Raw genomic sequence first — 21706 nt, forward strand, 5'->3', positions numbered from 1 at the left:
GAGAGGAGTGGGGAGAGACCGGAGGACCGGTCCCTCCCCACCTGGCGTCACTTCAGCGTGTACGCCTGGAGGATCGTCTGGTCGACGGTCCCGTGCGCGTCACCGGCCTTCGCCTTGAACGACACCGACTTCGCGTTCTTCGGGTGCGGCAGCGCGAGCAGCCACTTGTTCCCCGCCTTGAACACGAGCGTCCGCTGCCAGGTCTTGCCCTCGTCGAAGGAGACCTGGACCTCCGGCGTGCGGACGTCGGTGACGGCCCCGGCGCCGTTGCGCTGCACGGTCACCGGGATCGTGAGCACGCTGCCCGCCCGTGCCTGGTTGTGGTCGTCGAGCCTCGGCGCGAACCGCACCGCGAGCAGCGGCAGCTCCTTCGACCGGTCGCCCGGGACGGTCTCGGACGTGAACGTCCAGTCCGCCGTCACCTTCGACGACAGCGGCGCCCGGTTGCCCTCGGTGTGCAGCTGGTAGGTCGTCTTCGCCGCGGGTACCGGGGTGTACAGCTGGCCCGGCGTCGTGGACTCGGCGACGACCTTGCCGTTCGCGGTCAGCCTGGTGGTGCCGCTGCTGCTGCCGAAGTCGAACGTCGAGTGCTCGCCGGTGCCGTCCGCGAACAGCTGCGCGTTCAGGTACAGCTGGTCGCCCAGGCGCGAGCCCCACGACCCGGCCATCTCGCTCGGGAGCGCGGGGAAAGCCGGGCCGAACACGGCGGTGTTCCACTGCTCGGTGCTCCTTGCACCGCGCCGGAACGTCCTCGGGGTGGCGTCGTCGACGAAGGTCGGCTGCGAGTTCGGGTCGGTCACCTCGATCAGCCACCGGCTCCACGCCACTCCCGGCGTGTAGAACTCGGTCAGCCTGAACGGCAGCGGGCCCTGGACGCCGTTGTTGCGGCCACCCGTCGAGCCGGGGATGCGTGCCTTCATCGTGGCGTCGACCCTGGCCATGTCCCGTTCGCGATCGCTGTGCCTGATCGCGGCGGGCATCCGCTCCTTGCCCGCGGTCTGCGAGTGGAACTGGTACGGGCTGCCGTAGAAGCCGCCCTCGGCGTTCTTCTTGGCGAACACACTGCTCGCGGACCACTCGAAGCCCGAGGCCGACGTCGCGGACGGGTGGACGTGGAAACCCGTCCAGTCACGCATGCCCCAGCCACCGCCGAACCCGAACTCCGGGGTGCTCATCCGCACGGACAACGACCCGCTGGCCTGTGAGGCCTCCTCGCGGTCGACGGTGATCGACGGCTGGGCCGCATTACGGGCGTCGAAGGTGACGGTCTTCTCACCGGTGACCTCAATGGACGGTTCGTACACCACGGTGAGCTTGCCGCGCGTGCCCGGATCCGTCCTGGTCGTCTCGAAGTAGGTGCTCATGAAGTACTTGCCCTTGGGCAACCGGAGCTTCGCCGTGCCGGTCGGTGCCGCACCCTCGAGGACCGTGCTGGCGCCGGCGCCGATCAGCAGGTAACGCAACGCGTTGCCCGGCTTGCCGTCGTGGCCGACGTAGTTGAACGTGACGTCGTAGCTCTCCGGCTCCTTGTGCACGCCGATCGGCACGCGGGCGCCGTTGGAGGCGACGACCGCGGCGCCGTAGAAGCCGTCCGGACCGGCCACGCGGGTGTCGGCGGTGACCGTGGCCTCCGCGGTGCCGCCCGCCGGGACGGTCAGCTTCGCAGGGGACACGCTGAACATGCCGGTCGCCGGGGGTTTCTGCTCGGCGATGCTCAGGTCGAGCGTGAGCGGTTCGCTGCCGGTGTTGCGATAGGTGATCTTCTTGGTGATCGGCTGGTCGTCGTCGTGCGGCCAGCGCGCCGTGCCGAAGCTGACGCTGGCCGGCGTGGCGACCGGGCTCGAAATGACCGCGCGGGCCACGTCGACGCGTCCGGCGCCCTGGTCGAAGACACCGGAGTCGGCGTGGGGCTTGGCGCTGTTCATCAGCGTGGTCTTGATCTCCAGCGGAGACCACGCGGGGTTCTTCGCCGCGAGGATCGCCGCGGCGCCCGCGACGTGCGGTGCCGCCATCGACGTGCCGGACAGGGCGACGTGGCCTTCGCCGACCGGAGTTCCGATGACACCGTGCTTGGCCTTCGCCGCGACGATGTCCACGCCGGGAGCGGTGATGTCCGGTTTGATGGCGCCGTCACCGATGCGCGGGCCACGGCTGGAGAAACCCGCCAGCCTGTCGTCGCGCTCGACCGCGCCGACGGTCAGCGCGGCGTCGGCGGCCGCGGGTGAGGCGACCGGGCGGCCGGAGTTGCCCGCCGAGACCACGAACAACGCACCGTGCTCCGCGGTGAGCCGGTTGACGGCCTGCGACACGAGATCGGTGCCGTCGCTGGGGCTGTTGGTACCCAGGCTCATGTTGACGACCTCGGCCTTGGCCGCTGCCCATTCCATGCCCTCGATGACGCCGGACTCGGTGCCGCTGCCGCTGTCGTCGAGCACTTTGCCGTTGACGAGCTTGGCGTCCGGTGCGATCCCCTTGTACTTGCCGTCACCGGTGATCGTCGAGGCGACGTGGGTGCCGTGGCCGAACTTGTCGTCGGTGGTGGCGGCCGGGGTGAAGTTCTTCTCCTCCACCACGGCGCCCTGCAGGTCGGGGTGCGTGGTGTCGATGCCGGTGTCGAGCACGGCGACCGTGACGCGGGAACCGGTGAAGCCCTGCTGCCAGGCCTGCGGTGCGCCGATCTGCGCGGCGCTGCGGTCAAGCGTGGCGGTGATCTTGCCGTCGAGCCACACCTTGGCCGCGCCGGTCGTCCGCGCCGCCGACCAGAAACCGCCCTTCTTGTCGGCGGTGACGGCGTGGGCGTTCACGCTGGGCAACGATCTCGCGCCGGCCGAGCGCAGGTCGGCGCCGCCCTGGACGATCAGCGGGATCGTGTCGCGGTTCGCGTCGTCGTAGCCGGAGCGCGCGAGCAGCGAGACGTCGAACAGCCGCCGGTCGAGCGTGCCCGCCGAGATCTGCGGCCGCACGTCGTCCGGGACGACGTGGAGGTCGCCCCGCTCGTCGGTGTAGTGGTGGAAGCGGACGTTCTCACGACCACTCGCGGCGCGGGTGCGCACCTCTCCGTTGGCCACGTGCACGAGGTCACCCGTGATCAGCGTGACCGTTGTCGTCAGACCACCCGCGTCGACTCGCTGCGATGCGCTGGTCTCCCCCATGGCCGGGGGCACGGCCGCCGTGGTGACACCCACGGCGGCCGCGAGCCCGGCGGCGAGAATGGATTTCTTCAACGCGAACTCCCCTTGTTCGGCGTCAGAGAAGGCGATGTCGCCCTCCGTGACAGGAATACCGCAGAGAGTTGCGTCGTTGCCTCATTTCAGGGCATCTGCCCGAATGAAGCGTTGCCCCACCGATCCGGCCACATCGCACTACTTCAGGCGATACGCGCGAAGAACCGTCTGGTCAACGGTGTTGCCCTCGCTGTCACGAGCGGCCACGCGCAACGACACGAACCCGCCCGCCTTCCCGCCAGCGGGGACGAGACCGGTGACGGGCACCCAGGTGGTGCCGTCGTCGAACGAGGCGTGGGCGCGCAGCTCACGCACCACGGCCTTGCCCGCACCCGCCTGCCGTGCCGCGGTGAACTTCGCCGGCATCGGCAGGCCCGCCTTCCAGCTGTTGCGCCGGTCGAGCGGCAGCGCGTAGCCGATCTCGAGCAGCGGCAGCTTGCCGTCTGCCGGTGACGCGAACTCCCACGTCGTGCGCACGTCGGTCGACAGATCGACGAAGTTGCGGGTCGCGTGCAGGTCCAACGTGAAGCGGCCGTCCCTCTGGGGTGCGTAGAACCTGCTGTTGTAGAGGAAGTCCGTGCCGAGCGAGACGCCGTCGCGCTTGAGCTCCATGGAGAGGCTGCTGTTGCGCACCCTGCCCTCCACCGCCGTGGCAGTGCCGAACGGCGAGACGTGCGCCTCGACGAACGGGTACTGCCGGGAGACGCCGCCTCCGTTCGGCCACGGCGCGTCCGCCTTGCCGAGCCTCGGCGCGGCGACTCCGCGCAGGATCGAGCGCTCGTACCGGCGGCCCGGCTCGAACTTCTCCACACGCAGGTTCGCCCACGAGTGCGTCAGCGGGTCGACGTCCGCGCCGCTGAAACGGCCGACGGCGCCCTCGTTGTACCAGCTGCCCGGCGAGAAGTGCTCGACGCGGGTGGCGGGTGCGCCGAGTGGTTCCTCTGCATAGAGCTCGGGGTTCACCAAGCCGTCGACGACCGGGTAGTTCCGCGTGGTGACCGCGTTGTCCGCGCCGGAGGTGTGGTAGCGCGACTTCACCTCGGCGAGTGCGGAACGCTTTACCGGGTAGGTCTTCCCGGCCGGTACCGCGCCCTTCTCGCCCTGGTGCACGGTGTACGACACCGGTGACGTCGTCTGCGCGCGAAGCGTCAGCCTCGCGGGCGTCTGGGGCGCGAAATGCTCGGCCAGCATGATCACCGGGAGCGCGGTGGGATCCCACCACGCCATCGGCGCCGGAGCCGCCCACAGCACCGCGGCCGCGCCGGCCTCCTTCAGCTGCCGGGCGACGGTGAACGCCTGCTCGTCGGCGGAACGCACCACCACCATCTTGCCGCGCACGTCACCGCTGTCGCGTTCCACGACGTCGTACGTGTGGTCGCCCTGCGGCAGGTGCGGGCTGTCGTCGAAGTAGTTCACCGGGAACCCTCCGACGACCTCGATCTGCGGCTGGGCGGCGACGAGCACCGTGTCGTAGGCGAGCTCCGGCAGCGGCTCTCCGAACGACAGGCCGTAGACCGGCACCCGTCCGTCGATCCTGGACCAGATGGAGTCGCGGAAGGCGGGGTTCACCGGCACCTTCATGGTGGTCTGCCGGTAGAGCGGAGTGACGCGCTTGTCGTCGAGGTCGAACGCGATCGGCTTGGCCCGGCTCAGGTCCAGGTGCACCGCGACGTCCGACTTCGTCGACACCTTGCCCGCCACGTCGGTCACCGACTTCGGCGCGTACCACGTGCGGCTCTGCGTGCCCTCCGCGAACCGCGCCAGCACGGCGTAGTCCCCGACCGGCAGCCGCGTGGCCACCGAGCCGTCCTGACCGAGCTCCAGCACCGACGAGTCCTTCGTGGCGAGGTCGATCAGCACCACCCAGCCGTTGCCGACCGGCTGGCCGTCACGCCCGGTGACCCGCAACGACAGCTCGTGGCGCTCCGGCTCGACGGCGCCGCCGACCGACGTGGTCAGCTCGACACCGGCGGCACTCGCCCGCAGGCGTCCGGAGAACGCGCCGAGACCCTTGCCGGGATCCAGCACGACCTCGACCGGTGCCGACCCGTGTGCCGGCACGACGACCGATGGCGCCACGGTGAAGCGAGCACCCAGATCATGTTGCAGCGCAAGGGAAACAGGCTGGTCGCTGTCGTTGTGGTAGGTGACCGTCTTCGTGATCGGCCCGGTGTGCGGCCAGTTCACCAGCCCGAACGACAGGCTGCCCGCGTCCGCCCGCACCTGCTGGGTCACCGCGCGGCCGACGTTCAGCAGACCCGTGCCACCGTCGTCGGGCGAGTACGCGAACGTGAACGGCTTCACCGTCGCCATCAGCCGCGCCTTCAGGTCCGCCGCGGTGATGGACGGGTTGCGCTGCAGCAGGATCGCGGCGGCACCCGCCACGTGCGGCGTCGCCATCGAGGTGCCGGACAGCCGCGCGTGCAGGTCGTCGACGGCGGTGTCCGCGAGCGTGCCGGCGGCTCGTGCCGCCGCGATCTCCTCGCCCGGCGCCGCGATGTCCGGCTTCATCGCCAGGTCGCGGACGCGCGGGCCGCGCGACGAGGACTCGTGGACCTCGCCGTGCTTCGTCAGGTTCGCCACCGCCAGCGCGGCGTCGGCCGCGGCAGGCGTGCTGACCTTCTGCCAGCCGCCGTAGTTGCCCGCCGCGATCACGAACAGCGCGCCCGTCTCGGCGGTGAGCTGGTTGACCTTGAGCGACAACGGGTCCGTGCCGTCGCTCTCCAGGCCGCCGAGGCTCACGTTGACCACCTTGGCGCCGACCTCCCGCGTGGCCCACTCCATGCCCGCGATGATCGCGCTCTCGGTGCAACCGTCGATCTCGCACACGCGGCCGACCGCGAGCTTCGCGCCCTTGGCGACGCCTCGGTACTTCTCACCGCGCCCGGCGATCGTGGACGCGACGTGCGTGCCGTGGCCGACGTTGTCCTGGATGCCCTGGCCCGAGAAGTCCTTCGCGACCGCCACCGCGTCCTTGAGCTCGGGGTGCTGCTGGTCGTAGCCGGTGTCGAGCACCGCGACCGTGACGCCGGAGCCGTCGAACCCCGCCTCCCACGCCGAGGGCGCGCCCACCATCGGAACGCTCTGGTCCAGCGATACGCGCGCCTTGCCGTCGAGCCACAGCTTCCCAGCGCTGCGTGCACTCGCACGGCGCTGGGCCCACTGCTGGGCTGCGTCCTTCTTCTGCACGACGCCCACCGCGCGGAAACCGTTGTTCAGCAGCGGGATGCGGTCGATCTTGTCGTCGGTGTACCCGTACGAGTGCAACGCGGTGATGTCGAAGAACCGCTTGTCGATGCGATCCTGCCCCACCGCACCGACAGCGTCAGCCGGCACCACGTACTGGTGACCGTTCTGGACGTACTGGGCGAACGACATCCCCGGCCGGCCCTCGACCCGGACCAGTTCGCCCTTCTCGTTCACCACGACCTCGTCACCGCTGATCAGCGTGATGACCTTGGTCGGTCCTGCCCCGGTTCCGGCGGATCCCGGTTCGGCCTGTGCGATCGCGGCGGGGCTGAGCAGCCCGGCGGCGAGCACGGCGACCGTCAAACAGCGTGCTGTGCGCACGTGTCCTCCCAGATTGAATGAGACGGCGTCAGCCGCTCACTTCCTCGAAACCCCGAACGCGCGCCTGCGGGTTGCATTTGATCAAGCGTTAACAGAACCAGGACGGTGGCTGTCCGCATGCGGTGCCAGGATCCGGCGCATGATCGGACGCTGACACGACGCCCCCGGGCCGCCCCGGCGTGGCGTTCGCGCGGGTCAGCAGCTGGCAGCCGCCGGCGTGGCCGCAGGAGTCGGCGCATCTGCACCTCGACGTGCCGTCGACGACCTGGGCGCGCGCAGGCGGTGGCGAGCGGTTCCACGTCTGCGCGAACCCCGCCGGGCACCCGTTCTGCCTCGTGTCCTGGTAGCCACGCTCGCTTCATCGGGCGTGCACAGCCCTGTCGCCACGACGGGGCATACTGCGCAAATGGCACTCCGGCAGGCGAGCGACTTCGCCCAGTTGTCCACCGAGATCAAGCAGGCGGGCCTGCTGGCTCGGCGTCGCGGCTATTACTACGCCAGGATCACCGCGAACCTGGCGGTCTACGCGGGGGCCTGGGTGGCGTTCGCGCTGCTGGGTGACTCGTGGTGGCAACTGGCGGTGGCGGCCGTGCTGGCGGTCATGACGACGCAGATGGCGTTCATCGGGCACGACGCGGGGCACAAGCAGATCTTCACCTCCAGGAGGTGGAACGAGATCGCCGGGTACGTCCACAGTGGACTTACCGGGGTCAGCTACGACTGGTGGGTCGCCAAGCACAACCGCCACCACGCCAACCCGAACCACGAGGACGAGGACCCGGACGTCGACATCTCGGTGCTGGCGTTCACGCAACGGCAGGCAGCGTCCAAGCGCGGGCCTCTGCGGTGGATCGCCTCGCACCAGGCGGTGTTGTTCTTCCCGTTGCTGCTGCTCGAAGGCTTTGCGCTGCACCTGCACTCGATCAGGCATTCGGGACGCGAACGTCCCCTGATGATCGCGCACGTCGTCGTGTACCTGGCCGTCGTGTTCTGGGTGCTCTCCCCCGTGTACGCGATCGCGTTCGTGGTGGTGCACCAGGGATTGTGGGGCTTCTACATGGGCTGCTCCTTCGCCCCCAACCACAAGGGCATGCCGGTGCTGTCGGCCGGGCACACGCTCGACTTCCTGCGCAAGCAGGTGCTGACGTCGCGCAACATCCGCGGCGGCTGGTTCACCGACTTCCTGCTCGGCGGGCTGAACTACCAGATCGAGCACCACCTGTTCCCGAGCATGCCGCGGCCGCACCTGAAGCACGCGCAGCTGATCGTGAGCGAGTTCTGCCGGCAGCGCGGGATTTCCTACGCGCAGTGCGGGCTGTTCCGTTCGTACGGGTACGTGCTGCAACACCTGCACGAGATGAAATGTCCGAAACCGGACAAAGCCTGACCAAACAGCTCGTCCCCGGCGTGCGGCGCTGGTTTCCTCGGTGCAGACCGAACTGGGGGAACTTCATATGCGCAAACAACTCCTCGGCGTCCTCGCCGCAGGTGTGGCGTTGTCGATCGTCGCGGCGGGCCAGTCCGCCGCCGAGACGCCGCGGCTGAGCCAGCCCGACCCGATGCTCGCGTTCCTGCCGGCCGAGGCCCAGGTCGACTGGGCCGCCGTGCACCGCAACCGGGAAGCCCGCAAGCAGGCGCGCGCGACCGTGCGGAGCGCCGGCCAGCCGCTCGCGTACCACGAGAGGGAGACCGCGCAGGGCACCAACGACACGCCCGCGAAGGCCGAGCACGTAGCTGGGTTCGGCACCGGCAGGGGCAAGAACCCGAAGCTCGCGCTGACCGGTGACCTCGCGGCCGACCCGACGGTGCCCGCGGTGCCGCCGTTCGCCGAGACCAACGACGCGATCCCGCTCGGCAGCAACACCGGCGTACCCGCGCGCGGACGGGCTCTGCACACCAGCGGGACGATCGGTGACGGGCCGCACGGCAGCGGCGGTGACGGCACCGGTGACCACGACTTCTACCGGCTGACCGGCGGCGCGACCGGACTGGTCGCGACAGTCGAGACGCACACGCCGACCGGTGACCTGGACACGTTCCTCGCCGCCTACAGCGCGGACGGCCAGCTGCTCCTGCAGCACGACAACCTCGCGGGCACCACCGACAGCAGGCTGCAGGTCTTCGTGGCGCCGGGAACAGACGTCCACGTCATGGTCGCCGCGGCCGGGCCCGGTTCACTCCCGACCGACCCGATGAAGCCCGGCACCGGCAAGAGGGTCACCACCGAGGGCCCGTACGACCTCACCATCGCGACCGGAGACGGTCAGGTGGACAGGGACCACTTCTCCGTCGACCTGAAGGCCGGCGACGTGCTCGGCGCGTCGGCGGCGGGCAGGGCGACCAGGGTCGTGATCCACGACCCGGCAGGCCGCGAGGTCTTCGGTTCGTCGCAGGACTTCAGCTTCCTGTACTCCGACAACTCGCCGATGCCCGCCGGCGGCAACGCCGTCGCCGACTTCGTGGCGCCGAGGGACGGCCGCTACACCGTCGGCGTCGAGCACGGCGAGGGCCGCTACGACGTCACGGTCGAGGCCTACCGCCCCGGTTCGGAGCTCAACCCGCGGCCCGAGGTGCTGACGATCTTCCTCGACTTCGACGGCGCGCGCGTCAACACCCGCATCTACGGGGCCGAGCCTGGCGGCAACCGGGATCTCTCGCCGCTCAGGAAGTTCCTGCCCGGCTGGGGACTCACCGAAGCCGACGAGAACGCGGTGATCGACTCCGTGATCGCGTCCGTGCGCGAGAACATCGAGCACGACCTGGCCCACAAGGGCACCAACAGGCGGTTCGCCGTGCGGATCCTCAACAGCCGCGACCACGCCGATCCGTGGGGCCGGCCGAACGTCAGCAGGGTGGTCATCGGTGGCTCGATCGCCGAGTCCGGCATCCCCACCGTCGGCATCGCGCAGTCGATCGACGCGGGCAACTTCGGCAAGGAGGAGACCTCGCTGGTGCTGCTGGACGTGCTCAGCTCACCCGCCGGCCAGTCACGCACCTCGCTGAACACCTACATCACCCCGGCCAGCAACCGCACGGCGTTCATCGGCAGGGCGATCGGCAACATCACCGCCCACGAGGCGGGGCACATGTCGGGCAGCTGGCACCAGGACCAGTTCAACGCGCTCGACAGCATCATGGACCAGGGCGGCAACCCGAAGGGGATGTTCGGGGTCGGGCCGGACGGCATCGGCGGCACGGCTGACGACATCGACGTCGACTTCACCGAGGACGTGCTCAACCCCGGCGAGGGTTTCACCGGGATCGAGGACACCGTCAACCGCACCGCGTGGGCGTACACCAGAGGCGCCAACTGACGGTCCGATTCCCGCCAGAACCCATCTGAGCATTCCGCCAGGCTGGTCCACATGGGATCACTTGACGGAAAAGCAGTCCTGATCACGGGCGGCAGCCGCGGGATCGGGGCTGCTGTGGCGGAGAAGCTCGCCGCTCTGGGCGCGCGGGTCGCCGTGACGTACCAGAGCACCAAGCCGGACAACGTGTTCGCGCTCCAGGCGGACAGCGCCGACCCTGAAGCCGTTGTCACGGCGGTGGATGCGGCCGCGACAGAGTTCGGGCGGCTCGACGTGCTCGTCAACAACGCGGCGGTGTTCCAGGTGGGACCGCTGGAGGAGCTGGGGAAGGAAGAGTTCGACCACACGATGGCGGTGAACGTGCGCGCGCCGTATCTCGCGGCACGAGCGGCGGCGCGGCACATGCACGAGGGCGGGCGCATCATCAGCATCGGCAGCAATGTCGCTGTGTACGCACCGTTTCCCGGCTTCGCGCTCTACTCGGCCAGCAAGACCGCGCTCATCGGCATGACGAAGGGTCTTGCGCGGGAGCTGGGGCCGCGAGGCATCACGGCGAACATCGTCAACCCCGGTCCTACCGACACGGACATGAACCCGGCGGACGGGCCGATGGCGGAGACGATCAGCGGGCTGACCGCGCTGGGACGCTACGGGAAACCGGCGGAGATCGCCGAAGTGGTGGCGGCGCTGGCGGGCGATGCCGGTGCGTACGTCACCGGCGCCAGCATCAACGCTGACGGTGGATTCACCGTGTAGAGCCGAGGTTCGCAGAGGCCGGGTGCCCGCGGTGCACCCGGCCTCGTACTACGCCCAGGTGACCGGCAGGGCGTGCACGCCGTAGATGTTCATGTCGGTCCTGAGCTTCACCTCACCGGCAGGAACCGCGAGCCGAAGGCCCGGGAACCGGCGCAGCAGACCCTCGAACCCGGCGCGCATCTCGATGCGGGCCAGCTGCTGACCGAGGCACTGGTGGACGCCGTGCCCGAAGGACAGGTGCCCACGCGCGTTGCGGTGGATGTCCAGCGTGTCGGCGTTCTCGAACTTCCCGGAGTCGTGGTTGCCCGCCAGCAACGAGACGATGACGGTCGATCCCTCGCGGATCGTGTGCCCGCCGAGCTCGATGTCCTCTGCCGCGTAACGGAAGAAGACGTCGGCGACGGCCAGGTAGCGCAGCAGTTCCTCGACGGCGTCCGGGACCAGTTCGGCGTTCGCCCGCAGTTCGGCCATCTGCTCGGGGTGCTCCAGCAGCGCGAAAGTACCCAGTGCCAGCATGTTCGCCGTCGTCTCGTGGCCGGCGAGCAGCAGCAGGAACGCCATGCCGGTGAGTTCCTCGATGCTGAGGTCCTCGTCTCGGGCCAGGTCGGACAGCAGGTCGTCGGCGGGTTCGGCGCGCTTGCCGGTGACGAGCTCGGCCAAGTACGTGTTCAACGCCATGTACGCGGCCATCTTGTCTTCCAGGTTCACGTCCCTCTCCATGAACTTGGAGGAGTTGCTCTGGAACGTTTCCCGTCCTCGTAAGGAACTCCGAGCAGCTCGCAGATCACCAGCGACGGCACCGGCAGCGCGAACTCCCGCACCAGGTCGACCGGCGGCGTGAGCTTCGCCAGCTCGTCCAGCTGCCGTTCGGTGATCTCGATGATCCCCTCTTCCAGCGACTTCATCCGCTTGACGGTGAACGCGCCGGTCAGCTTGCGCCGCAACCGGGTGTGGTCCGGCGGGTCCATGCTGATGAACAGTCCCGGCACCTGCGGTGAGGGTTCGGTCTGCTCCGGCATGCCGGGCGTCGGGTACGGCACGTGCAGGATGCCGAGGTCCTGGCGGTTGCTGAACCTGGTGTCCGCCAGCACCTGCCGGACCTCGTCGTAGCCGGTGACGAGCCAGCCCTCGTGGCCGTCGGGGAAGAGCATCGGGCTGACCGGGCTGGTCCGGCGCAGCTCGGTGATCCTGCTGGGCGGGTCGAACGGGTTGACGTCGCGGTCCATCGGAAGGCCTTGCACGGCAGTCATCGAAAGTCTCCCCAGGGTTTCAGCGGGTGGATTCACGGTTGAAGAGCTTCTTGGACCACAGGTAGCCGCCGAAGCCGATGACGGCGCACCAGCCCAGCGCGATGTAGCCGCTGTTGCCGATCGGCGTGCCCATCAGCAGGCCGCGCAGCGCGTCGATGAACGGCGTGAACGGCTGGTACTCGGCGAACCAGCGCAGCACCGTGGGCATCGAGTCGGTCGGCACGAAACCGTTGCCGAAGAAGGGAAGCAGCATCAGCGGCAGGCCGATGTTGCTCGACCCCTCGACGGTCTTGCTCACCAGCCCGAACGCGGCGGAGAGCCAGATGAGTGCGAAAGCCATGGCCACCAGCAGACCCGCCACCGCGAGCCACTCGACCACGCCCGCCTGCGACCGGAAACCGATCAGCACCGCGACACCGAAGACGAACGCCATGGCGAGGACCGTCTGGATCAGGCTGCCCACCACGTGTCCGGTGAGGACGGACACGCGAGCGATCGCCATGGTGCGGAAGCGATCGACGATTCCCTCGGTCATGTCCAACGCGATCGAGATGGTCGTCCCCTGCACCGCCGCGGTGATCGCGATCAGGATGATCGTCGGCGTGACGTAGTTCAGGTACTCCGCGCGCCCGCCGGAAGGTCCGCCGATGCCGGCGCCGAGCGTGCCGCCGAGGACGTAGACGAACAGCAGCAGGAAGATCACCGGCATGAGCAGGAGCTGGAACGTCATCGACGGGTAGCGGATCATCCGCTTGAGGTTGCGGCGCACCATCGTCGCCGAGTCGCTCAGTGCGTGGGTCATGGGTGGGCCACCGTTTCGGGCTTGCCGGTGAGGGCGAGGAAGACGTCGTCGAGGTCAGGGGTGTGCATGCTGAGCGAGTCGACCAGGACCGAGTGCTCGTCGAGCCGGTCGAGCAGTGCCTTCAGCGCGCCGACGCTGCCGTCGTTCGGCACGCGCAACGCGAGCGCCTCACCGTCACGGGAAGCGTTGCGCACGACCCGCGTGGCGGCTTCGAGGTCGCGGGGATCGCTGAACTGCAGGAGAACGTGTCCGCCGGGAATGCGGCGCTTGAGCTCGTCCGCGGTGCCCTCCGCGACGATCTTCCCGTGGTCCAGCACCGCGATCCGGTCGGCGAGCTCGTCGGCCTCGTCCAGGTACTGGGTGGTGAGGAAGATCGTGACGCCACTGGCCACGAGCCGCCGCACGATGTCCCACATGGCGCGGCGGCTGCGCGGGTCGAGCCCGGTGGTCGGCTCGTCGAGGAAGATCACCTGCGGTGACCCGACCAGCGTCATCGCGAGGTCGAGCCGGCGCCGCATGCCACCGGAGTAGGAGGCCGCGGGCTTGTCGGCCGCGTCGGCGATGTCGAACTGTTCCAGCAGCTGCTCGACCTTGCGCTTGCCGTCGGTGCGGCCGAGGTGGTTCAGGTCGGCCATCAGCTTCAGGTTCTCCCTGCCGGTCAGCAGGTTGTCGACGGCGGAGAACTGGCCGGTGACGCCGATCGCGGCGCGGACGGCCACGGGGTCACTCGCGACGTCGTGACCCGCGACCGACGCGCTGCCGCCGTCGGCCCCGATCAGCGTGGACAGGATCTTGACGGTGGTGGTCTTGCCGGCGCCGTTCGCGCCGAGCAACGAGAAGACGGTGCCGCGCGGAACGTTCAGGTCGACGCCCTTGAGCACGACGTGGTCGCCGTACGAGCGGCGCAGGCCGGCGGCCTTGATGGCGGTCATGGAGGTCCCCTCAGGCACGGCGGACGGTGATGTCGCCGAAGGTCGTGTGGGCGGTGACCTTGACGGTCTCCGCGGAGTTGCCCGGCCCGTCGCTGCCTTCCAGCGAGCTGTGCACGCGGCCGAACCCGGTCTTGACGTCGAGCCACGCGGCGGTGCCCTGGGCGATCCCGATCTCGAGGCTGCCCATCCCGGAGTTGAGCGTGGCGGTGTCGCGCACGACCTCGCCGACGGTGATGGATCCCAGGGCGGTCTTGGCGTCCACCAGCGCACCGACGTGTTCGGCGGTGATGTCGCCGTTGGCCGCGCGCACCCGCAGCTCACCCTCGACCGTGCCGATCTCGCTGCTGCCGTTGGAGTTCTTGACGGTCAGCGAACCGGCGACCGTGCCGACGCGGATGCTTCCGCTGCCGGTCTTGACCTCGGCGTTGCCCGTGACCGCGCCGACGCTGACCTGGCCGACACCCGTGTCCACCTTCAGCGGGCCGGTCCGGTCCACGTGGACGTTCCCCACCGACATGTCGACCTCGAGCTGGCCCAGCACACCGGTGGTGGTGACGCCACCCGCCGTGACGTCGATGTCCACTTTGGACCCGATGGGGAGCTCGATCACCACGTCGATGGACCTGGTCTTCTTGGAGAAGTCGAAGGTGCGCTTCGGCCCGCGCACCATCAACGTGCCGTCGGTGCAGTCGACGCGGGTCTTCTGCGCGGCCTCGACGTCAGAGCTGTCCGACGGGTCGGAGGGCCGTACGTCGACCGTGGTGTCGGCGCGGTCGCTCGCATTGATCTGGACGTAACCCGCGTAGAAGTCGAGCAGGACGGAAATCGGTTCTGGCGTCTCGTATTTGGGCATGGCTGTCCCCTCAGAAGGTGTCGGAAGAACATCCCCGCAGGTCACGCGGGGCGAAGTGAACGGGCTGGGACTAGCGGACCCAGCCGACGAAACGCTGCGAGGCAGGCACCCCGGGCGTTTCGGCCGGGGCGTCGCGCTTCGGTGCCAGCTGGGCCGACGCGGCACGCACCAGCCACGCGTTGACCGAGCGGCCCTCCTTGGCGGCGGCCTCGTCGATCGCGGTCTTGAGCTGTTCGGGCAGGCGGACGTTGATGCGCACGGTGGCGCCGTCCTCGAAGCCGGCCGCCACGTCCTCGGCGGGTGCCGCGACGGGCTCCGGCGTGACGGCGGCCGGCTGCTCCACCGGCCGCCGAGTCACGACGAATTTGGGGTCCCTGCCCCGCAGCAGCACCTGCACCGAGTCCGGCGCCAGGTCCGCGGTGATCTCGTCGGCAGCGGCGGACAGCGCCTCGAGCAGCGCCAGCCGGATCGCCGACTCCATCGACACGGTCAGCCTCTCGACCAGTGCGCTCGCTTCCTCACCGCCGGTCTCGACGGCGGTCAGCAGCTCGCGACCGAGCGAAGCCACGTACGGGGTCAGATCCATGGCATCACTATGGCACACGGTGGCACCACCGGCAAGCAATTCTGGCTCAGCTTGGCATCACTTTGGCTCAGTGCAGGTCAGAGCTTTGCATACACCTCGGCGACAGCACCGAACGCCGCCTTGGGCTCCCAGCGCAGATCGTCGTAGACCTTCACGATCCCGGGGCTCGCCAGGTCGAGGTCACGGCTCGGCTCGTCCGGCCGGTGCGGGTAGTTGCCGAGCGCGAACATGTACACGAACGCGCCGTCCACCCCCTCGGCCTCGAAGATCTCCAGCAGCTCACGCAGATACGCGGCCTGCTCGCCCTCGTCCCGGACGTACCCGTCCTTCACCCGCACCGGCAGCCCCGCCTCGTCGTGCTCGACGATCTCCATGCTGCGCGGCGCGACGGCACCGGAGCCACGCCAGGCAGCTGTGCCGAACCCGGTGATCGCCACCGGCTTTCCCTGCGCCACGAGGCTTCGGACGCTCGCGGCGTACTGGTCGGCGACCTCGGCCGACCGGATCAGCTCGAACGAGCTGATGTCGAACAGACTCCAGTCGATCCGCTCGAACGGGATGCAGGCGTAGGTGATCTTCCCGCCGAACTCCGCGCGAATCGCACTCACCGCCCCTGCCAGGAACTCGCCGAGCCGGGAGCTCGCCTCCTGCAGCCGTTCCGCCCGCCCGTCAGCCTGGCCGAACAGCCGGTTCACCCGGTCCATCACGTCGCCGCCGGGCAGGAACCCGTCGTTCATGATGCTCAGCTCGACGCCCGCGACGAACACGACCTCGGCGCCCTCGACCCGGATCCGCTCGGCCCTGCGCGCACAGTCGATGAACAACTCCAGGATCTCGGGCGGCGACAGCTCCAGCGGGTACGGCGAGAACCAGACTTCCAGCCCCAGCGAGGCCGCGATCCGCGCCGCCTCCTCCAGCCGTTCTGGTGAGCCGCCGACGAGCTGAACCGCGTTGCACTGCAGGTCGTCCCTGACGACCGTCAGGTCACTCCTGATCACGCCAGGATCGAACTTCTCCACGGAGATCTCGCCGTGCCGGACGAAACCGGTGTCGTACGCAATGCCCTTGGCACGCATGGACGTCCCCTTCCACTCTCGGTGTTTTCGAGACTAGAAGGTAAAAGTGCGCGCACGCAAGTTTGCTTATGTGCAAGTTTCAGGTGGGCCAGACCAGCAACACCGGACAGGTCGCGTGATCGACGACGAACCGGGTCGCCGGGCCGAGGCTGCGCGGTCCGGCGTGGCTGATGTCGCCATCCCTGCACAGCACGAGCAGCGAGGCACCCTCAGCCGCGGCAACGACTTCGTGTTCCACCCGCCCCACCCGCGCGGACGTCGCACACGGCGAGCCGAGACGGGCGGCGGCCGCCTCCAGCAACTTGGCGGCGTGGTCAGCGGCCAGGTGGTCCAGCCGGCTGCCGGGGTCGCGCGACGGGGCGCGGCCGAAGAGCCCGGCGAACGCGCCGTGGGCGGCGCCTGGCACGTCGTGGTCGCTGACGTGCAGCAGCAGGAAGTCGGAGCCGTGCTCACGCGCCGCGTCGACGCAGGACTGCCAGGTGTCGTCGGCGATCCACACGACCACCGTCATGGTCATCCTCCGATCACGTGCAGGGACGCCCACAGTGCCACGACCGAACCGGCCAGGGTGGCAGGCACGGCGAGCAGGCCCAGCCTGGTGAACTCCGGCAGGTTCACCTCGGTGTCGTGGTCGTGCACGATCCGCCGCCACAGCAACGTGGCCAGCGAGCCGGCGTAGGTCAGGTTCGGTCCGAGGTTCACGCCGAGCAGCACCGCCAGCACCGCGCCGGAACCGAACGGCACGACCAGCGGCAGCAGCACGAGCACCGCGGGCAGGTTGTTGATCACGTTGGCCAGCACGGCGGCGACCGCGGCCACCCCGAGCAACGCCACCAGCCCGTCGCCGCTCGGGATGACGATCCGCAGAACGTCGTCGAGACCGTTGTCGACCACCGCGCGCACCACGATGCCCAGCCCGAGCACGAAGGCGAGGAACGGCAGCGAAACGGCTTGCACCACCTTGGTCAGCGACGTGCGGCGCCGGGCCAGCGCACGCACCGCCATCGCCACCGCACCCGCGCAGGCAGCCCACGCCGGGTCGATCCCGGTGGCCGAGGCCACCACGAATCCGGCCAGCGTCAGCCCGACCGTGACGAGCGCGAAGACCGGCAGCTCACGTGCGGGAGCGGTGTCCGACGGATGCACCGGCGCGTCGAGATCGGTGCGGAAGAACCGCCGGAACACCACGTATTCGATGGCGATGGCGACCACCCACGGCAACGCCATCAGCGCCGCGAACCGCGTGAAGCTCAGCCCGCTCGACGCGAACGCCAGCAGGTTCGTCAGGTTCGACACCGGCAGCAGCAGCGACGCGCTGTTCGACAGGTGGGTGCACGCGTACACGTGCGGCTTCGGCCGCACACCGAGCTGCGCCGCAGTCGCGAACACCACCGGCGTCAGCAGCACGACGGTCGCGTCCAGGCTGAGCACCGCCGTGATCACCGACGCCGTGACGAACACGCCGCCCAGCAACGTGCGCGGCCGCCCGCGGGAGGCGCGCGCCATCCAGGTGCCGCACGCGTGGAAGAGCCCTTCGTCGTCGCACAGCTGCGCCAGCACCAGGATCGCGGCCAGGAACCCGATCACCGGCCCCAGCCGCACCGCCTCGTCCGCCACGTGGTCGACGGGCAACGCGCCGACCACCACGACGAGGACAGCCGCCGGCACCGCCACGGCCGCCTCGGGCCAGCCCCACGGCCGCACTACCGCACAGACCAGCACGGCCACCAGGAGCAAGATCGAAAGCGCCAGCACGGCCCAACGTTAAGCCCGTTCGGTGGATCACCGTAACTGAGGTTGCATCGGCAACGACTTGCCGAACATGAGGCGATTGGCAGTACTGCTGCTGGCACTTGTCCTGCTCTCTCCCACCCCGGCGTTCGCAGCCGACAACCCTCGAGCCACCCTCTCCTCCCCGAGCGAGGGGGTTTCCGTTCCGCTGAACGAACCGCTGCTCGTCATCGGCGACGCCCACAACGGCGAAGCGGGAGGCGTCATCCAGGTCGACGTCACCACGGACGACGGCGCCACCTGGACGTCCATCGACACGCAGTCCTACTGGTCGCTCGTGATCACGCCGACCACTCCGGGCCCGCTGACGATCAAGGCCCGCGCCCACACCGCGTCGACCGTCGGCCCGGTCCAGTCGTTGCGCACGATCCACGTCGGTGGCACGACGCTGCCACCGCTGTCCGGCGAGACCTTCCTCATGCTCCCGCGCACCCACCAGCCGGTCGTGAAGGACATCGACGACCAGGCCGTCGAACTCGGCCTCCGCATCACCGTGGACCGCCCCGGATCACTGGTCGGCGTGCATCTGCGGCACGGCAACTACACCGGCCCAGTGACCGCACGGGCGTGGTCTTCCAACGGCACGCTGCTGGCCGAACAAGCGGTCCCGGGCGCCGTGTACGGACAACGGGTCACGTTCAACACGCCGGTTCCTGTCGCGCCGGGCAACGAGTACGTCGTCTCCTACTACACGCCGTCAGGTGGTTACGTCTCAACGGAAAACTACTTCACGGGCAACCTCGTGCAGACGCCGTTCCGCACGCCCGTGAACGCCGGCGTGTACCGCTACGGCGGCGGATTCCCCACGGACACGTGGAACTCCAGCAACTACTGGCTGATGCCGATCTTCCAGCCCTAGTCGCCGGGAACCACCCGGCGCTTCAGCACCTTCTCGGTACCCCCGGTCGCGTCGAGCAGCCGGATCAGGGCTCGCTTCGCCACCTCGTCACCGGGCACGTCCAGCTCACGCCGAAGCCGGCGGCTGTCCTCGACCAGCCGCCGGCCCCGGCCGGTGAGCCGGGCGCGGCGCACCCTGCTGTCCGCGGGGTCCGGCACGCGTTCGACGTAGCCGAGGCGTTCCAGTTCGAGCAGCTGCTTCGAGGCGGCCTGCTGGGTGACGCCGAGCAGCTCCCCCAGTTCGGAGACCGTCGGCGCACCCTCGATCAGGTGCTGGATCACGTACCCGTGCGAGACGCGGACACCGGTGTGCCCGATCTCGTGCAGCCGCGCCAGGATCGCGTCGTTCGCGGAGCTGCCCGCCAGATGGGCGAGGGTCGCGAGGTCGAGCCGCATCAGGTCCACGGTCGCATCCTGACATTGACAACCAAGGTTGTACAACTATGGTTGTGGACATGGACACCATCCACGCACTGCACCGAGCGCTCGAGGCAGGACAGTCCGGTGAGGAGCTGCGCCGGTTCTTCACCGCCGACGCCGTGACGGTCGAGCATCCCAACCTGATCAGGCCGACCGGCGCGCGAACACCCCTGGACAAGATGCTCACGGCCTCCGCGGCGGGCGTGGAGTTGTTGTCCAGCCAGAAGTACGACGTGCATTCGACCCTGCGCTCCGGCGACACCACGATCGTCCGGCTGACCTGGACCGGCGTGCTGCGGACGGGTAGCCAGCTCGTCGCCCACATCGCGCAGTTCGTCGAGACGCGCGACGGACTGATCAGCTCCATCGAGACGTTCGACTGCTACGAGCCGTTCTGAGCCACATACCGCTCGCATACCGGCCCTCATACCCCGGCGCTGTTGCCTGTCGTCGTTCCTCGACGAAGGGAGACCGCCGATGACCGGCGAGAAGCAGTACAGCCGCCGTGCGATGGGCAAGCTGGCGGCGGGCGCCATCGCGGCGGCGGGCATGGCGTCGTTGCCGGGCCAGGCCTCGGCGGCACCGCACTACCGGGCGCACGGCCCGTTGCTCACCGACGGCTACCAGACGTGGATCGACGCGATCAACAACCAGGCGGCCAACCTCGCCAAGGTCGTCACCGGCTGGGGCGTGCCGGGGCCCGGCCCGTGGGCGAACTACCCCGACCACGTCTGGACCGCCGCCGGTGCGACGAACTTCCTCATCGTCCGCACGGTCACCGGTGACACCGACAACGTGATCGACCCGAACCGGGCGGTCGCCGAGATCCGCGACTCGCGCTTCTTCGAGTACAAGAGGATCCGCTCCGGCGCGGACAAGTGCATCATCGAGCTGGGCAACGAGCCGAACATCCGGGTGACCGACCCGTGGGTCTACGGCTACAACCTCAGCGTCACGATCGACCGCATCCGGGAGACGTTCCCGGGAGCCAAGATCTGCGGTACGGCGCTCTCGCCGAACAAGGGCACGAACCCCGACACGTGGTACGGCAACCCGAACTTCGTCGACGCCGTCAAGAAGTGCGACTTCGTGGGGGTGCACTTCTACAGCAACCCCGACGACGGCAGCTTCACGCGCCAGGGCGACTGGAACGAGCTCACCTACGCCGAGACGCTGTCGCGGTGCGCCTCGAAGTGGCCGGGCAAGCCGGTGATCGCGACCGAGTACTCGATCAGGACCACCCGCCTCACCCCGTACCAGAAGGGCTACAAGTACGGGAACCTGATCCACTTCGACGACTCGGTGGCCACCAGCCTGTGGGGCGCCTGCTACTACCACGTGCAGACCAACCCCGCGGGCATCGACTTCCACGAGAACGTCGGTTCCGAGGGCGCCCGCGGCTACCGCAAACGCCTGAGCGAAGGTGGCCTCTGAGGGAGACTGGAGGCCGATCTACCTGGGGGTTCACGTGCAACGGCACATCAGATCGGTCGACGACGTCCTCGTTCTGCTAGACGGTCTCCTCGCTCCTGAGGCCGACCGCTGGACCGAGCGGGCGGGTGACTGGTGGGACGCCTTCTACGAGAACCGTGACCGCGATGTCCCGTTCTTCGTGGCCAAACCGGACGAGAACCTGGCCGGCTACCTGGACCGCGGGCTGATCAGGCCGGGCCGGGCGCTCGACGTGGGCTGCGGACCCGGCCGCAACGCGGTCTTCCTGGCGCGCAACGGGTTCCACGTCGACGCCGTGGACCTCTCCGCCACCGCCATCGCGTGGGCGTCGGAGCGCGGCGAGGGCCTGGACATCCGGTTCTGTCAGGGCGACGCGTTCGCCACCGAGGGCTCGTACGACCTGATCTACGACTCCGGCTGCTTCCACCACCTGCCACCGCACCGCCGGATCAGCTATCTCGCGTTGCTGGACCGGGCCCTCAGGCCCGGCGGGCACTTCGCGTTGACCTGCTTCACCGCCGAGGAGGGCACCGCCACGCCGGACGCCGAGCTGTACCGGCAGTCCGGTCTGAACGGCGGCGTCGGGTACCACCCCGACGACCTGCGGTGGATCTTCCAGGACCTCACGGAGGTCGAGCTGCGCCGGATGCGCGAGGGGCCCGCCTCGTCGCCCGTGTTCGGAAAGTCGTTCCTCTGGACGGCGTTGTTCAGAAAGGACTGACGCTCCCAGCGGACGCACGTGTCCGGCAGGCGGAAAAGCGGCGGAACGCCACCTGCGAAAGTAGG

Annotated in this window: 18 protein-coding genes and 1 pseudogene; 8 read left to right on the forward strand and 11 right to left on the reverse strand. The window is 69.1% G+C overall.

The genetic code is table 11. The features are described from left to right. Positions 1-47: 47 nt before the first annotated feature. Together C8D87_RS24145 and C8D87_RS24150 are read right to left on the reverse strand one after the other, a co-directional pair. Positions 48-3224, reverse strand: a complete 3177-nt coding sequence (locus tag C8D87_RS24145) for a S8 family serine peptidase (RefSeq protein ID WP_146771851.1) — start codon at positions 3222-3224, stop codon at positions 48-50. A 138-nt stretch (positions 3225-3362) separates the two neighbouring features. Then, on the reverse strand, positions 3363-6794 hold the full coding sequence (locus C8D87_RS24150) for a S8 family peptidase (RefSeq protein ID WP_146771852.1): 3432 nt from the start codon (positions 6792-6794) through the stop codon (positions 3363-3365). A gap of 179 nt (positions 6795-6973) precedes the next feature. Here C8D87_RS24150 and C8D87_RS46125 point away from each other — a divergent pair, with 179 nt between their 5' ends. The 4 genes from C8D87_RS46125 (at position 6974) to C8D87_RS24165 (ending at position 10861) form a co-directional block, all read left to right on the forward strand. Further along, positions 6974-7141 (forward strand): hypothetical protein, encoded by a 168-nt coding sequence (locus tag C8D87_RS46125; RefSeq protein WP_170166565.1) that lies wholly within the window; start codon positions 6974-6976, stop codon positions 7139-7141. Between the two features lie 59 nt (positions 7142-7200). Next, entirely contained in the window at positions 7201-8181 is a 981-nt protein-coding gene (locus C8D87_RS24155) for a fatty acid desaturase family protein (RefSeq protein WP_112228473.1), read from the forward strand. Between the two features lie 67 nt (positions 8182-8248). Beyond that, on the forward strand, positions 8249-10108 hold the full coding sequence (locus C8D87_RS24160; protein ID WP_112228474.1) for a hypothetical protein: 1860 nt from the start codon (positions 8249-8251) through the stop codon (positions 10106-10108). A 51-nt stretch (positions 10109-10159) separates the two neighbouring features. Then, the gene (locus C8D87_RS24165; protein WP_112228475.1) at positions 10160-10861 is read left to right on the forward strand and encodes an SDR family NAD(P)-dependent oxidoreductase; all 702 of its coding nucleotides are present in this window, start codon (positions 10160-10162) and stop codon (positions 10859-10861) included. Positions 10862-10909: 48 nt separating this feature from the next. Here the strand turns inward: C8D87_RS24165 and C8D87_RS24170 are convergent. The 8 genes and pseudogenes from C8D87_RS24170 to C8D87_RS24205 all read right to left on the reverse strand — a co-directional run bounded on the left by C8D87_RS24170 (position 10910) and on the right by C8D87_RS24205 (position 18115). Continuing rightward, a pseudogene (locus C8D87_RS24170) lies at positions 10910-12111 on the reverse strand (cytochrome P450). A 19-nt stretch (positions 12112-12130) separates the two neighbouring features. Continuing rightward, entirely contained in the window at positions 12131-12913 is a 783-nt protein-coding gene (locus tag C8D87_RS24175; RefSeq protein ID WP_109642141.1) for an ABC transporter permease, read from the reverse strand. Next, a complete protein-coding gene (locus tag C8D87_RS24180; RefSeq protein WP_112228476.1) occupies positions 12910-13845 on the reverse strand; it encodes an ATP-binding cassette domain-containing protein in 936 nt (311 codons plus the stop codon). Before C8D87_RS24180 ends, C8D87_RS24175 begins: the two co-directional genes overlap by 4 nt. 10 nt (positions 13846-13855) lie before the next feature. Continuing rightward, a complete protein-coding gene (locus C8D87_RS24185) occupies positions 13856-14698 on the reverse strand; it encodes a DUF4097 family beta strand repeat-containing protein (RefSeq protein WP_112228477.1) in 843 nt (280 codons plus the stop codon). Between the two features lie 70 nt (positions 14699-14768). Continuing rightward, positions 14769-15284, reverse strand: coding sequence for a ribbon-helix-helix protein, CopG family (locus C8D87_RS24190; protein ID WP_112228478.1), 516 nt, complete (start codon positions 15282-15284; stop codon positions 14769-14771). 77 nt (positions 15285-15361) lie between these two features. After that, positions 15362-16360: a hypothetical protein gene (locus tag C8D87_RS24195; protein WP_112228479.1), complete on the reverse strand. Its 999-nt coding sequence runs from the start codon at positions 16358-16360 to the stop codon at positions 15362-15364. Between the two features lie 79 nt (positions 16361-16439). Next, positions 16440-16871, reverse strand: coding sequence for a universal stress protein (locus C8D87_RS24200; protein WP_112228480.1), 432 nt, complete (start codon positions 16869-16871; stop codon positions 16440-16442). 2 nt (positions 16872-16873) lie between these two features. Next, entirely contained in the window at positions 16874-18115 is a 1242-nt protein-coding gene (locus C8D87_RS24205; protein WP_112228481.1) for an SLC13 family permease, read from the reverse strand. Positions 18116-18191: 76 nt separating this feature from the next. On the opposite strand from C8D87_RS24205, the gene C8D87_RS24210 reads away from it, so the two are divergent. Then, complete coding sequence (locus C8D87_RS24210; RefSeq protein WP_112228482.1) at positions 18192-19010, forward strand: DUF4082 domain-containing protein; 819 nt, start codon at positions 18192-18194, stop codon at positions 19008-19010. Here C8D87_RS24210 and C8D87_RS24215 read toward each other — a convergent pair. Beyond that, on the reverse strand, positions 19007-19444 hold the full coding sequence (locus C8D87_RS24215; protein ID WP_112228688.1) for a MarR family winged helix-turn-helix transcriptional regulator: 438 nt from the start codon (positions 19442-19444) through the stop codon (positions 19007-19009). The two genes, C8D87_RS24210 and C8D87_RS24215, sit on opposite strands and share 4 nt — an antisense overlap. A gap of 59 nt (positions 19445-19503) precedes the next feature. Here C8D87_RS24215 and C8D87_RS24220 point away from each other — a divergent pair, with 59 nt between their 5' ends. The 3 genes from C8D87_RS24220 (at position 19504) to C8D87_RS24235 (ending at position 21641) form a co-directional block, all read left to right on the forward strand. Continuing rightward, complete coding sequence (locus C8D87_RS24220) at positions 19504-19866, forward strand: nuclear transport factor 2 family protein (RefSeq protein ID WP_170166566.1); 363 nt, start codon at positions 19504-19506, stop codon at positions 19864-19866. A 79-nt stretch (positions 19867-19945) separates the two neighbouring features. Beyond that, positions 19946-20902, forward strand: coding sequence for a hypothetical protein (locus C8D87_RS46130; RefSeq protein ID WP_170166567.1), 957 nt, complete (start codon positions 19946-19948; stop codon positions 20900-20902). A gap of 34 nt (positions 20903-20936) precedes the next feature. Beyond that, the gene (locus C8D87_RS24235) at positions 20937-21641 is read left to right on the forward strand and encodes a class I SAM-dependent methyltransferase (RefSeq protein ID WP_112228689.1); all 705 of its coding nucleotides are present in this window, start codon (positions 20937-20939) and stop codon (positions 21639-21641) included. Positions 21642-21706 lie beyond the last annotated feature (65 nt).

The organism is Lentzea atacamensis (assembly GCF_003269295.1).
GTDB classification, from domain to species: domain Bacteria; phylum Actinomycetota; class Actinomycetes; order Mycobacteriales; family Pseudonocardiaceae; genus Lentzea; species Lentzea atacamensis.

Coding starts and splice junctions, on each gene's coding strand:
- C8D87_RS24155 (WP_112228473.1), top strand. CDS start 7,201: ATGGCACTCCGGCAGGCGAGCGACTTCGCCCAGTTGTCCACCGAGATC.
- C8D87_RS24160 (WP_112228474.1), top strand. CDS start 8,249: ATGCGCAAACAACTCCTCGGCGTCCTCGCCGCAGGTGTGGCGTTGTCG.
- C8D87_RS24165 (WP_112228475.1), top strand. CDS start 10,160: ATGGGATCACTTGACGGAAAAGCAGTCCTGATCACGGGCGGCAGCCGC.
- C8D87_RS24175 (WP_109642141.1), bottom strand. CDS start 12,913: ATGACCCACGCACTGAGCGACTCGGCGACGATGGTGCGCCGCAACCTC.
- C8D87_RS24180 (WP_112228476.1), bottom strand. CDS start 13,845: ATGACCGCCATCAAGGCCGCCGGCCTGCGCCGCTCGTACGGCGACCAC.
- C8D87_RS24185 (WP_112228477.1), bottom strand. CDS start 14,698: ATGCCCAAATACGAGACGCCAGAACCGATTTCCGTCCTGCTCGACTTC.
- C8D87_RS24190 (WP_112228478.1), bottom strand. CDS start 15,284: ATGGATCTGACCCCGTACGTGGCTTCGCTCGGTCGCGAGCTGCTGACC.
- C8D87_RS24195 (WP_112228479.1), bottom strand. CDS start 16,360: ATGCGTGCCAAGGGCATTGCGTACGACACCGGTTTCGTCCGGCACGGC.
- C8D87_RS24200 (WP_112228480.1), bottom strand. CDS start 16,871: ATGACGGTGGTCGTGTGGATCGCCGACGACACCTGGCAGTCCTGCGTC.
- C8D87_RS24215 (WP_112228688.1), bottom strand. CDS start 19,444: ATGCGGCTCGACCTCGCGACCCTCGCCCATCTGGCGGGCAGCTCCGCG.
- C8D87_RS24220 (WP_170166566.1), top strand. CDS start 19,504: ATGGACACCATCCACGCACTGCACCGAGCGCTCGAGGCAGGACAGTCC.
- C8D87_RS46130 (WP_170166567.1), top strand. CDS start 19,946: ATGACCGGCGAGAAGCAGTACAGCCGCCGTGCGATGGGCAAGCTGGCG.